Here is a 12,608-nt window from a genome sequence, read left to right on the forward strand (position 1 = left end):
ATGCGTTATACATTTGATCCTGCTCCTGTCGTAACTCTTCCTGTTGTGGGATCAGAGCTATTGTTTCCTGTCCGGCGTATATTCTGTGTTGGCAGAAATTATGCCGAACACACAAAAGAAATGGGCGGCGATCCTGAAGTTGAAACCCCGATGTTCTTTATGAAGCCCACTGAAGCTTTAGTCCCAAAAGGTGGACCAATCCCCTACCCAAACGCAACAACAGATCTCCATCATGAAGTAGAACTTGTCGTCACATTAAAAAGCGGGGGCAGTAACATTTCCCCAGAGCAAGCTGGTACTCATATTTTTGGTTACGCAACAGGCGTCGACTTAACCAGAAGGGATTTACAGAAAATCTGCAAAGATAAACGTCACCCTTGGGATGTCGCAAAAGGTTTTGATAACTCTGCCCCCTGTAGTGCGATCACGCCACAGACAAAAAATTTACTTACAGGATCTTCCTCTATCTCGCTTAGTGTTGATAAAGAAGTCAGACAACAGGCAACGCTTGGGGATATGATCTGGTCGGTTGAACACATTATTTATCACCTGAGCCGCCTGTTTGACCTACGTGCAGGTGATATTATCATGACAGGTACACCCGCGGGCGTCGGCGCGATAAAATCCGGTGATGAAATTACCTGTTCAATAGAAGGTCTCTCGGATCTCTCTTTCCAACTGACCTAAGATCAGTTGCTTACCCCCACTGAGCCTTTATTTATACCCCGCGATCAATAACAATTTATCCAAATTGACATTCTCTTCCATATGCTGTGCTAAGGCATCAAGGGTTACATCAACCTCTTTTTCAAACGACAAAGCACTGGCTTCTCTTTTTTTAATCCGATTTAAAAAGGCTGCCCTGTAGTTATCAGATACAAAAAGACCGTGTAGGTAACAGCCAGATACCTGCCCTGTACTAAGTTGAACACCCTCTTCCCTCTGACCGATAGAGAGCATCGGTGAAATATCATTAGCTTGAGTTTCATCAACTTCGGTCACGCCAACATGCATTTCATAGCCCGTTATTGTTTCACCGCTTGTGATGTCATGCCCCTTAACTTCCGTAAGTTTCTTGTTTCCGGTTAAAACAGTTGTCACAGGCAATAGTCCCAAACCTGATATCGATGCGACTTCCCCTTCGATACCTTGCGGGTCAGAGATTAAAGTTCCCAGCATTTGATACCCCCCGCAGATGCCGAGAACCTGACCACCTCTTCTCACATGCGCGAGCAGATCAATGTCCCATCCTTGCGCTCTGAAGAACTCCAAATCACCGATTGTTGCTTTTGATCCCGGTAATATAACCAGATCCGTCTCAGCAGGAATAACATCACCGGGATGAATAAACGTCAGCTCAACATCCTCTTCTGCAATTAAAGGATCAAAATCATCAAAGTTAGAGATACGCGAAATCAAGGGAACCGCAACACGAATGGTATCTTTTTCACCAGCACTATTACCAATCGAAACACCAGACTGCACAGAAACCGCATCTTCATCGGGTAATTTACGCGCGTCCTTAAAATAAGGCACAACACCCAGAGAAGAAAAACCACTCTTTTCTTCTATAATACTTACGCCGGATTTAAAAAGACTGAGATCACCACGGAACTTATTAATAATAACGCCTCTAACCAGATCTTTTTCTTCCTGTTGTAAAAGCTCACCTGTTCCGACAATAGATGCAATCACCCCTCCCCGGTCAATATCGCCAATAAGAATTACCGGTACCTGTGCAGCAATCGCAAAACCCATATTTGCGATATCACCAGATCTCAGATTAACTTCCGCAGGACTGCCCGCGCCCTCCACGAGGACAATATCCGCCTCATCAGCCAAGCGATGAAAGCTTTCAAACACAGTTGGCATCAGTTCATGCCTCCGCGTCCAATAATTGCCCGTGTTGGTATTTCCCCAAATTTTCCCCTGCACAATAACCTGAGAGCCCATGTCCGTTTGTGGCTTGAGTAAAACCGGGTTCATATCAGTGGACGTTTCGACACGACAAGCTTTGGCCTGAAGCGCCTGAGCGCGACCTATCTCTCCACCACAGGGGGTAACAGCAGCATTGTTTGACATGTTCTGTGGCTTAAAGGGGCGGACTTTAAGGCCGCGATTAGATAAAGCCCTGGCAATCCCTGCAACCAAAAGGGACTTGCCAACATCAGATCCCGTACCCTGAAACATGATTGCGACAGTCATAAAGCTTCCTGCTCGTCATAAATGTGTGTAGAAGAATTCAATATTTTTTTACAGAGAAACCCTGAGACAACCAAGTTTAAAATGGCCACAAAAATTTCAAGTAAAAATTATATAAAATTTTAAATTTATTAAAGAAAAATAAAATATCAATTCATCATTACTTTAAAACTAAACAGTATAAATTAAATAAAAAAAATCTATTCTTATCTTTTCTATAATTAATATTTTTATTTACTTTTTATTAATAGATGAGTGGCATTATCGTACCAAGTTTTCGAGGAATAGGAGCCCTGAGCAATGACAAACTTTGTAAAAACTTTTCTAACTGATGAATCCGGTGCAACAGCGATTGAGTACGGCCTTATCGCCGCACTGGTTTCTGTTGCCGCTATTGGCACACTAACAACACTTGGTACCTCACTAGATACCATTTTTGGTGTTGCAAACACATCTTTGAAAAAAGCAGCCGACGCAGCAAAAACACCTTAATACATGAATATATATGTATTAATGAAGCTGGTTCTAAATGGACCAGCTTTTTTTTGGGGGAAACCCGAAAGAAATTTATTATTTTAACAACACTTCATCCAACTCCAGTTTTATTATTATTTTTACAAAGCGTTTACCATATCCACATAGAATGTTCCTATGATGGTACGTAAAATAATATTGATCCTTATCGCCTTACTATTAAGTGGCGGAACAGCATTCTTAACCAAATCATGGTTAGATGCCAATAAGAGACCTCTCCAATCAACTCAAAACATCGCTATTGAACCAGAGCAAGCGGTTGAAATATTAATCGCCAAAAAAAATATCCCACTTGGTAAGTTTGTTGAAGAAAATGATTTTGCCTGGCAGGGGTGGCCGGAAGATTACGTATCAGATCACCATTTAGTTAAGGATCAATTCAACTCAGACGACTTAACCGGACAAGTTTCAAGAACAGGGATTTCTGCTGGCGAACCTATTAATAAAGCTAAATTTATTCGCCCCGGAGAACGTGGTTTTCTTTCTGCGGTTCTAAAGCCTGGACACCGCGCACTCTCTATACCCATTTCGGGAGAAACTGGTGTTAGTGGTCTTGTGTTCCCTGGAGACAGGGTCGATTTAATTGTATCTATGACCCTTAAAAGTAATGAAGAAGAAGGTACTACAAGAAAAGCCAGTGAAACAGTAATGACAAATGTAAGAGTTCTTGCACTGGGTACTGCTTTAAACACTCCACAAGGAGCAACAAATGCTGGTGCAAAAACTGTCACTGTTGAATTAAAGCCTGAGCAGGTTGAGATCGTAGCCGTTGCTAAAATTGTTGGCAAAATATCTCTTTCACTTCGTCCTTTAGCTAAAGATGAAGAAGAACTACAAGAGCTCTTAGAAACAGGAAACATTTCTGCCGATCATAGTCCATTAGAAGGTGATAGCTATACTTGGGATTATGAAGCGACTAAAGCCTTACTCCCTAGAAGCGGACCATCTGGCAACTCTTTAACCATATCCCGAGGGAATACTGATGTGAAAACGGGCGGAAATTGATGTTATTTTACAAAAAATTTTTATACCTATTATGCGGGACAATATTTTTTCTGAATAATAATCTTGCATACTCTCAATCATTTCAAACTATTTCTCCAGAATCAGCCCCTGTTGAAATAGAAATTGGGGAAGGTAAATTATTAAAGCTTCCACGTTCCGCATCAAATATATTTATTGCAAACCCAGAGATCGCTGATCTGAACGTTAAATCAGCTAGATTAGTTTATGTTTTTGGAAAGAAATCAGGCACAACAAGTGTTTTTGCCATAGATACAAACGAACAGGTAATGGCAAGTATTCCTGTAAAAGTTATACACAACTTGAAGCAGTTAAAAGAAACATTTGATACAGCCTTACCTGGACATGAAATACAAGCAAGCTCTATCAACAATGGTATTCTTTTAACAGGAGCAGTCAGTCATCTCACAGATGCCGATAACGCAAGAAGAATTGCAGAACGCTTTATTGATCCAGCTGTAGAACAGGTCATATCTCAACTATCTGTAGCTGCATCAGATCAAATACATCTACGTGTCCGCATTGCAGAAGTTCGTAACGATGTTATTGAACAGTTTGGCTTTAACTGGACAGGATCATCATTTAATGATGGACAAACAAATATTGGCTTAGGAACCACAACCTCAACAATACTGGCAACAAGTCCACCTAATTTACTTGGCTTGACATCATCAGTTGGGAGATATTTCAATCTTAATGTGTTGCTTGACGCTTTAGCTCAGGATGAATTGGTTACTATTCTTGCAGAGCCAAACTTAACTGCTGTATCCGGAGAAACAGCATTCTTTCTCGCTGGCGGAGAATTCCCTGTACCTGTTGGGTCAGGGTTAGTTGATGGTACCCGCACTATTAAAATAGAGTTTAAACAGTTCGGTGTCAGTCTGGCTTTTACCCCCACAATTATATCTGAAAATAGAATTTCTTTGCGAGTAAGACCGGAAGTCAGCCAACTTTCGGCCGAAGGTGCTGTCATCCTATCAGGTATTGAAATCCCTGCTCTGTCAACTCGGCGCGTAGAAACAACTGTAGATTTAGGTTCGGGACAAAGCTTTGCTATTGCGGGCTTAATCTTAAATAACCAGACACAAGTCGCAAGCCAAGTTCCTGGCCTGGGGGACATCCCAATACTTGGCAGACTTTTTAAAAGTGAACGGTTTCAAAACAATGAAAGTGAGCTGGTTATTGTTGTTACTCCTTACCTTGTAACACCTTCAAACGCTCCTGTTGTTCTTCCAACAGATCCATATCTCAACAGAACAAACAATATTACAGCTCCAAAAATCCCTTCTACGACTAATGAAGACACCACGAGCGTTCTTCATTCCAATAGTGAGCCAACTTTTATTGTGGAATAAATAATGAAAGCTTTATCAAAATTCATAAAAAAATTCATGACAGGAATACTCGTCGCCTCAGCAGTTTTAATAGGAGCATGCGCGCAACAAAAAGGGCATCAAACATCCGATCCCATACAACAAACAACACAAGCTGTGCATAATTTTCTTGATACAGGAAGATGGCAACAGATACCATCAAGTAAAAGAACAAAAACAGTCAGCTACATAGCATCCGAAGGTTTCTTTATTCCAGTAAATCTAGCTGAAATAAACTCACTAGGATCCGAGTTACAAGATTTCATAAAAAGTTACAACATAACTTCTACCGATGTTTTGCTAATCGATGGCTTAAGAAATTCACAAGGGAATACAACCGAGATCTCGTCACAAGCCATTCGTCACCTGCAATTCACACTTCGTGATCTTGGTTATAAAAGCAAAAAATCAACTCAAGCTATCGCTATTTTAGACCCATCAAAACACAATGCCGCATTGTTAATTCATCGAAAAATAATCATCGCTCCAGAATGTATTATAAAACCTTACCCGAGAGGAGCAAGACCACACAAAAGAACCTTTGGATGCGTTCAGGAGGTCAACCTTGCGAACATGGTTGCTTCTCCAGAAAAACTTGATGGAAGCCAGCCAATGACTTCTGCAGACTCAACAACTTTAGCTTCAGGCGTTGACCGCTATCGAAGAGGTGAAATCACCCCTTTAATTACTAATTTAAGCACTAGTGGTATTTAATTATTATGGCTGTAAGTGATATTGACGATATCTTTGGTGATTTAGAAAACAATCATGATACAATGCCTGAAGTTGTTGCATTTGTTAGTGATGGCCAAACTCACGATGTCGCGCTTTCTGTCTCAAAACAACTGGGATATAGCGCAGAGGTACGTGACGGGCAAAGCCAAGACGTAATGAACTATCTAAACGACAATCCTGCACCTAAATATTTGATAATTGATCTTGGAAATGATGAAGTATCAGCGGTAACCTCTATATTTTCCTTAATCACAATATTACCAGAAAACACTAAAACTATCGCAGTTGGATCTGTTAATGATATAAGTTTTTACAGAGAAATGCTGGAAGTAGGTGTTTCTGATTACGTACTCAAGCCTTTAACAGAGAAAGCGCTGTTGACTGCAATCCACAACGCAGACAAAGAAGATATTATATACGCTAATCATCAAGAAGATATACCCCATTCAGATAATAACAAATCTGTTGTTATGGGGGTTCGAGGTGGAATTGGCGCCAGCACTATTGCTGTAAATCTATCCTGGTATTTATCAGAAGAATTAAAAACTAAAACAGCTTTACTCGATATGGATATCGAGTTTGGAACGGTAGCCCTTGCGCTTGACGTTGAACCAACTCGCGGCCTTAGAGAAGCTCTTGAAAATCCAGAGCGGTTGGATAGTTTATTTATCTCAAGCACAACAGCCAAATTATCAGAAAATTTAGCTGTAATGGCAACAGAAGAAAACTTAACAGAAGATGTCACTTTCACTCACGATGGAATTGCTATTTTAATGGAAGCTTTATCCCGTGAATACGGGCAGTTAATTATAGATACCCCTCGTTCCGCAGTAAAACTCAGAAAAAGTATTATATCAGAGGCTGGCACAGTAATATTGGTAACAGATTACAGTTTAACCAGTTTGAGAGATACAATCAGAACACAAAGTACTATCAAGTCGATTAATCATGAATGTAAAATAATTCTAGTCGCGAACAAAACAAATACCAATCATCCAGCTATGCCCGTAACAGAATTTGAAAAAGCTCTCGGAGTAAAGGTTGACATTGAAATACCTGAAGACATTAAATTATGTATAAAAGCTGCAAACAATGGCAAGCCGGCAATTGCAATTGAACCCCAATCAAAGGTATCAAAAGCAATTAAATTACTCGCGAATAAGATAGCTCCTCAGCAATCAACTCAAGCTTCAAAAGCGTCTTGGTTTAAATTTATTGGTCTTAAATAAATGCAGCAAAATCAAATAGGCAACAAAGCTGATGTAAGCGAAAGCGATAAATTCAAGACACTACTAAAGTCCAATCTAATAGATAGGCCGGCTTCAATGATGTCACGCCCTGAACTTAGCCTTAAGATTGGTCAGATAGTCACAGAAGAATTAGAACGTCAAAATAGCCCGCTAAACTTGTTACAACGACGAACACTTATAACAGACTTAATAAACTGGTACGTAGAAGATACTATTAAACAAACATCAAGTGAAGTACCTGCTGTACCAGTACCTTCTTTGGAAAAATTCGAAAGCAGACCTTACCCACATCCCAAAGCTTCACAAAAGCCATCAACAATTGAAAAATTAGCTAGTTCAGCCTCCGGAACAATTGAAGAAGCTAAATCATTAATTCAACCAAAAGTAATGGATCGTCTTGATATCTCAGCAGCCTCAAAACTTCCGAAAGAGGAACTTTCAAGTCAATTGGGTGAAATTGTTGGGGAAATTCTTTTTGAGGACAAACTACGCTTAAACGCCCCAGAAAAAGCGGCCGTCATCGAATTAATCTTGGCAGATATGCTTGGTCTTGGTCCCTTAGAACCTTTACTAGCAGATGAAGCCGTAACTGACATTATGGTTAATGGACCTAATCAAGTTTATATAGAAAAAGGAGGAAAATTACAACTCACTGAAGTTATTTTCAGGGACAATGAACATGTTATGAACGTAGCAAGGAGAATTGTTGCTCACGTTGGCAGAAGAGTAGATGAAACCACACCACTTTGTGACGCTCGTCTTGCAGATGGTAGCCGTGTAAACATAATTATTCCACCTCTTGCAATCGATGGGTCTTCGATTTCAATAAGGAAATTTGCAAAACAAAGCATTACCCTCGATATAATGAAAAAACAAAAGAATATATCCCCTGAAATGGCAACAGTCATGAAAATTGCCTCGAGAAGTCGACTAAACATATTGATTTCAGGTGGAACAGGCTCGGGGAAAACAACCCTTCTCAACGCACTATCTCAAATGATCGACCATGGCGAACGCATTGTAACAATTGAAGACGCAGCAGAATTGCAATTACAACAGCCCCATGTTGTTCGGCTGGAAACACGACCTCCCAACCTTGAAGGCGAAGGAGCAATTACAATGAGAGATTTGGTAAAAAACTCTCTTCGTATGCGCCCTGATCGAATCATATTAGGAGAAATTCGAGGTTCAGAAGCTGTTGATATGCTTCAGGCGATGAATACAGGGCACGATGGATCATTAGGTACTGTACACGCCAACAGACCAAGAGAAGCACTTACTCGCCTGGAAAACATGGTCGGCATGGCGGGGATTAATCTACCGGCAAAAGCTGTTCGCACTCAAATAGCTGACGCATTGGATATGATTATTCAGGTTTCTCGTATGCGTGATGGAATGAGACGTATTACACATATTACCGAAATAATTGGAATGGAAGATGATATTGTAACAACTCAAGATCTTTTTACCTTCAACTTTAAAGGCGAAGACGAACAAGGCAACTTAACAGGAGAGTTTAAATCTTCTGGCCTCAGGCCTTTCTTCCTTCCTAAAGCAGAATATTTTAGCTTAGGAAAACATTTGATGGATGCAATGGGATGATATCTCTCATTCAGGATATATCAAACGGAAGAGCGACAGATATACAAATTATGACTGTTGCAGCCATCATTTTATTCTCATTCCTGATATTACTCTATTTCATTATAAAGCCCGATAACAAAAAGGCTAAAGAAAGAATTAATCGTATTGTTTACAAAGCAAGAGGTACATCACAAACAAACACGGAACGTGTCAGTATCAGGCGGCAATCAGAAGGAAGCGGTAATGTTAAGCTAGATAGTCTTGTCAAAAAGCTAACACCAAAACCTGATTTATTAAGAGATAAGATGCAAAAAGCAGGCTTACACCCTAACCTTGGTCGACTTTTTATTATATCAATAATTGTTGGAATTCTCTCTTTTGTTGGCTTCCATTTTTCAACAAATTACCCCCCCTTACTTGGCGTATTATATGGAATCGCTTCTGGTTTGGCTTCGCCACACATTGGCCTATTTATTTTAAAAAAAAGACGCCAGAAAAAATTCATATCTCTTTTCCCCGATGCAATTGACCTTATGGTCCGAGCACTTAAAGCTGGCTTACCCATTACCGAAGCAATTAAAAATGCAGGAGAAGAAATTGCAGACCCTGTTGGAACAGAGCTCGCGAAAGTTACAAACGGTGTAAAGATCGGTGGAAAGCTTCCTGATGAACTAGCAAAAGCACAAGATAGGTTAGGGCTTCAAGAATTCCAATTTTTTACCGTTGCTCTATCCATACAAACAGAAACAGGTGGGAATCTGGCGGAAACTCTCGCCAATCTTTCAGACATTTTGAGAAAACGGAAACAAATGAAACTGAAAATAAAAGCCATGTCTTCAGAAGCTAAAGCTTCCGCTTATATTATCGGTTCACTTCCTTTTATTATGTATATGCTAATTTATCTCGTTAACCCAAATTATGCAACACAGCTCTTCACTGATCCGAGAGGACAGTTTGCTGTTGGAGTTGGTTTATTCATGATCGCATTAGGATGTGGCGTGATGTATAAAATGGTTAAATTTGAAATATGAACCTTTCGGATATATTACCATCAGGCTTTTCTGAAGAGTCTTTTCTAATACTAAGCGCCAGTTTAACCATATTGGCGATATTCTTTGCCATTTGGTATTCATTATTAGCTAAAGATCCAAGTTCAAGAAAAGCTTTGGAGATGGCAAAGCTTAGAGAAGGTATGCGAGAAAGTTACCTGTCTCCTAAACAACGCAGAAGTTTAACTCCAAACTCTGAAAATTTGATGCGTCAAGTTGTTGATTATTTTAAATTAATGAAAAATGATCAAGCTGAGAAGTATGCATTTCTCCTATCTAAAGCAGGAAAACGTACTCCAGATGCTCTTTATAGGTATCTTTTTTTCAAGCTGATTTCTCCGATTACCGGAGCTACAATTGCATACATTTATATATATACCCTAAAGGCAATTGAGTTACCGCCTTTGGGACAAGCATTCGCAACAATTGGAACAACATTACTGAGCGCAAAACTCCCCGATATACTTTTGAAGAATTCGATTTTAAAACGGCACGAATTAATTAATAAATCTCTACCTGATGGGCTTGATTTAATGGTTATTTGTACCGAAGCTGGGCTTAGTTTAGACGCAGCCTTTTCAAGAGTATCAAAAGAAATGCTTTACGCGGCACCTGAACTTTCTGATGAATTGTCATTGACGTCATTGGAGCTTGGTTATTTACCAGATCGTAAAAAAGCACTTATGAATCTGGCAAAAAGAGTCGATATACCCATGATGAGAAGCTTGGTGAATGCACTCATTCAATCTGAAAAATTTGGTACCCCACTATCACAATCATTAAGGGTCATGAGTTCTGAGCTTAGGCATGAACGCTTAATGAAAGCAGAAGAAAAAGCTGCAAAATTACCCGCAATTATGACAGTTCCAATGATTATATTTATCCTGCCTCCACTTTTTATTGTGCTACTTGGTCCAGCAGTAATACGAGTGATCGATAACTTCATAAACAGGTAGATAAATTAATTGCTGAGTTTTTTTATTGCTCAGTCTAGAGGATAAATATCTACCTTTTCAACTGGGCTACTAGAGATTATTTCGCCATTTCCATTCGCTTTTTGGGAAGTTCCCCCAGTCGATTTGGCTTGTACAAGAGAATTAAAATATCTCATTCTCTTTGCCACATCTGCATCATCCATATCTATGCGGGACGTTTGTTCTGCCGCATCTAGATCTCCGGAAAGAGTATAGGCCATAGCCAATATTTGACGATGCTGAACTGTCGCTTTTGGATTTTTCGACAAGGGGTACAAAACAGCTAGAGCTTGGTCATGTCGTCCTTCATAGGACATTGATAAGCCATAATTACTTTGAAGAGTAAGATTGCTCTTATCAATCTTAAGCCCTTCTTTATAGTATTTCTGCGCAGTTTGTCGTTCACCTTTTTTATCGTAGGCAACCCCCATTGCATTTAGTAACTTGGGAGTCTTCTCAATTGCCAAGCCTTCAGAAAACTGCTCAATTGCAAGATCTATTTGGCCTCTGGCCAGAAAAGAAAGCCCCAATCCGCGTTTTCCTTCAAGATTAGCCGGGTTCACAGCTAACACTTGACGATAGGCTTGTCCTGCAGCCAAAGGCTCACCCTTTTTATTGAGTATAGCCCCAATTCGAAGCATTGGTTCCGGATTATCAGGATTAAGCTCAAAGACACGCTGATAAAGTCCAATAGCGGTTCGATAATCGCCTCTGTTATACGTTGCTTCAGCAATATCAAAAACCTGTTGAGTTTCGTCATTAAACCCCTGATTTTTATTTGGTTCTACACTACCTTGTGCAACTTCTTTTTTGGGTAATTTGATACCAACTGCAGATGAAATGTTATGCATGACAGAGCAGCCAGACAATACAAAAGATATCCCCCCAAGGATCACAATCCTTTTGGCAAACAATAAGGACATATCAATTCTCCGTTCAGAAGCACAAAACCAGACTCGTGCTAAAATAGCGGAGATCTACTTAAACTTTCGTTAAGTATTCCCCTTAAGACATTAATCACAGTCGTAAAGTTGAATAGAATTTAATAAGAAATATCAAAAGATTCTTCAGGTTTCAGATACACAGAGCCAACAAGGTGTTTCAGGTTATAGTTTTTATCTATTTCCGGACTTGGCGCGATATTCCAAATCCAGGTCTTATCAAGTTTATTGAATTCCAGGCCATAAAGTGCGTTATCTCTGACACCCTTTTCTTCCGGGTCTTTAACTGCACTTAGCTGGCGTTCAAGATCTGTAATCAAAAGCACAGGGACGTTACTACATTCCAACCACTTGAGGTGGTCAATAATGATTGTGCGGCAACAGCTTTTCAGCTCATCATCGTCTTCATGAACACCTGCCTTTATCAGCCAGTTCTGAATATTTATCGGTAGCTGAGATAGAACATTACAGGAAATAACAAGATCGGCGTCTTTGAGCAGATTAACAGGCAGGATTGATTGGATTTTTTTGACATCAAAATCGGGCTTTAAGTGTTCTAAAGAAGCAACAAGACCAGTTAAATCCAACTCAACCAAAGATATACTGGAGCTACGTTCCGCCTTTTTTCGTATCGATTTTAAAAATACAACATCGACTAAAACAACGGTTTCAAACAAACGCTCCAGATCATCCAGAGGAATATCGTACCCGGCCCCGGCCCCAAGAATGATTACCTTCTTGCGTTCAGAGACCTTATTGATTGCGGAAGAGATCTCAGAGCGGGTATTTTCAAGATGAGAGCCCCATGAAGGCCCGCACCTCTTAAACCTTGCATCTATTGCAATGGCTTCATGTAAATATCCGAAGCGTCTGAATTTACTCTCGCACTTAGCAAAAAGAAAACTGAACGCTTCGGATAGCATTTATAAACTCTTACAACTGA

12 protein-coding genes are annotated in these 12,608 nt (G+C 40.0%); 9 read left to right on the forward strand and 3 right to left on the reverse strand.

What is annotated here, in order from left to right; translation table 11 throughout:
• Complete coding sequence (locus BKB51_RS06595) at positions 1-687, forward strand: fumarylacetoacetate hydrolase family protein (RefSeq protein ID WP_085900336.1); 687 nt, start codon at positions 1-3, stop codon at positions 685-687.
• 27 nt (positions 688-714) lie between these two features.
• Here BKB51_RS06595 and BKB51_RS06600 read toward each other — a convergent pair whose 3' ends face one another.
• Positions 715-2,205, reverse strand: a complete 1,491-nt coding sequence (locus BKB51_RS06600; protein ID WP_218043978.1) for a cobyric acid synthase — start codon at positions 2,203-2,205, stop codon at positions 715-717.
• A gap of 297 nt (positions 2,206-2,502) precedes the next feature.
• Here BKB51_RS06600 and BKB51_RS06605 point away from each other — a divergent pair, with 297 nt between their 5' ends.
• The 8 genes from BKB51_RS06605 (at position 2,503) to BKB51_RS06640 (ending at position 10,706) form a co-directional block, all read left to right on the forward strand.
• Complete coding sequence (locus tag BKB51_RS06605; protein WP_085900337.1) at positions 2,503-2,694, forward strand: Flp family type IVb pilin; 192 nt, start codon at positions 2,503-2,505, stop codon at positions 2,692-2,694.
• A 159-nt stretch (positions 2,695-2,853) separates the two neighbouring features.
• Positions 2,854-3,741 (forward strand): Flp pilus assembly protein CpaB, encoded by an 888-nt coding sequence (gene cpaB / locus BKB51_RS06610; protein ID WP_085900338.1) that lies wholly within the window; start codon positions 2,854-2,856, stop codon positions 3,739-3,741.
• Positions 3,741-5,114: a type II and III secretion system protein family protein gene (locus tag BKB51_RS06615; protein WP_085900339.1), complete on the forward strand. Its 1,374-nt coding sequence runs from the start codon at positions 3,741-3,743 to the stop codon at positions 5,112-5,114. Before cpaB ends, BKB51_RS06615 begins: the two co-directional genes overlap by 1 nt.
• Before the next feature lie 3 nt (positions 5,115-5,117).
• Positions 5,118-5,846, forward strand: coding sequence for a CpaD family pilus assembly lipoprotein (locus BKB51_RS06620; RefSeq protein WP_085900340.1), 729 nt, complete (start codon positions 5,118-5,120; stop codon positions 5,844-5,846).
• 5 nt (positions 5,847-5,851) lie between these two features.
• Positions 5,852-7,096, forward strand: coding sequence for a CpaE/TadZ family protein (locus BKB51_RS06625; RefSeq protein ID WP_085900341.1), 1,245 nt, complete (start codon positions 5,852-5,854; stop codon positions 7,094-7,096).
• Positions 7,097-8,719 (forward strand): TadA family conjugal transfer-associated ATPase, encoded by a 1,623-nt coding sequence (locus BKB51_RS06630; protein ID WP_085900342.1) that lies wholly within the window; start codon positions 7,097-7,099, stop codon positions 8,717-8,719.
• A complete protein-coding gene (locus BKB51_RS06635) occupies positions 8,716-9,732 on the forward strand; it encodes a type II secretion system F family protein (protein ID WP_085900343.1) in 1,017 nt (338 codons plus the stop codon). The genes BKB51_RS06630 and BKB51_RS06635 overlap by 4 nt, the downstream gene beginning before the upstream one ends.
• The gene (locus BKB51_RS06640; protein WP_198946670.1) at positions 9,729-10,706 is read left to right on the forward strand and encodes a type II secretion system F family protein; all 978 of its coding nucleotides are present in this window, start codon (positions 9,729-9,731) and stop codon (positions 10,704-10,706) included. Before BKB51_RS06635 ends, BKB51_RS06640 begins: the two co-directional genes overlap by 4 nt.
• Positions 10,707-10,735: 29 nt before the next feature.
• Here BKB51_RS06640 and BKB51_RS06645 read toward each other — a convergent pair whose 3' ends face one another.
• Together BKB51_RS06645 and BKB51_RS06650 are read right to left on the reverse strand one after the other, a co-directional pair.
• A complete protein-coding gene (locus tag BKB51_RS06645; RefSeq protein ID WP_085900344.1) occupies positions 10,736-11,647 on the reverse strand; it encodes a tetratricopeptide repeat protein in 912 nt (303 codons plus the stop codon).
• 119 nt (positions 11,648-11,766) lie between these two features.
• Positions 11,767-12,588, reverse strand: a complete 822-nt coding sequence (locus BKB51_RS06650) for a hypothetical protein (protein ID WP_085900345.1) — start codon at positions 12,586-12,588, stop codon at positions 11,767-11,769.
• Between the last annotated feature and the right edge of the window lie 20 nt (positions 12,589-12,608).

The sequence above is a fragment of the Kiloniella majae genome (assembly GCF_002118315.1).
GTDB lineage: Bacteria > Pseudomonadota > Alphaproteobacteria > Kiloniellales > Kiloniellaceae > Kiloniella > Kiloniella majae.

What these genes read in the sequence shown, in the direction of transcription:
- BKB51_RS06600 (WP_218043978.1), bottom strand. Translation starts at nt 2,205, where the DNA reads ATGACTGTCGCAATCATGTTTCAGGGTACGGGATCTGATGTTGGCAAG.
- BKB51_RS06650 (WP_085900345.1), bottom strand. Translation starts at nt 12,588, where the DNA reads ATGCTATCCGAAGCGTTCAGTTTTCTTTTTGCTAAGTGCGAGAGTAAA.
- BKB51_RS06605 (WP_085900337.1), top strand. Translation starts at nt 2,503, where the DNA reads ATGACAAACTTTGTAAAAACTTTTCTAACTGATGAATCCGGTGCAACA.
- BKB51_RS06620 (WP_085900340.1), top strand. Translation starts at nt 5,118, where the DNA reads ATGAAAGCTTTATCAAAATTCATAAAAAAATTCATGACAGGAATACTC.
- BKB51_RS06615 (WP_085900339.1), top strand. Translation starts at nt 3,741, where the DNA reads ATGTTATTTTACAAAAAATTTTTATACCTATTATGCGGGACAATATTT.
- BKB51_RS06645 (WP_085900344.1), bottom strand. Translation starts at nt 11,647, where the DNA reads ATGTCCTTATTGTTTGCCAAAAGGATTGTGATCCTTGGGGGGATATCT.
- BKB51_RS06595 (WP_085900336.1), top strand. Translation starts at nt 1, where the DNA reads ATGCGTTATACATTTGATCCTGCTCCTGTCGTAACTCTTCCTGTTGTG.
- cpaB (WP_085900338.1), top strand. Translation starts at nt 2,854, where the DNA reads ATGATGGTACGTAAAATAATATTGATCCTTATCGCCTTACTATTAAGT.
- BKB51_RS06640 (WP_198946670.1), top strand. Translation starts at nt 9,729, where the DNA reads ATGAACCTTTCGGATATATTACCATCAGGCTTTTCTGAAGAGTCTTTT.
- BKB51_RS06625 (WP_085900341.1), top strand. Translation starts at nt 5,852, where the DNA reads ATGGCTGTAAGTGATATTGACGATATCTTTGGTGATTTAGAAAACAAT.
- BKB51_RS06635 (WP_085900343.1), top strand. Translation starts at nt 8,716, where the DNA reads ATGATATCTCTCATTCAGGATATATCAAACGGAAGAGCGACAGATATA.
- BKB51_RS06630 (WP_085900342.1), top strand. Translation starts at nt 7,097, where the DNA reads ATGCAGCAAAATCAAATAGGCAACAAAGCTGATGTAAGCGAAAGCGAT.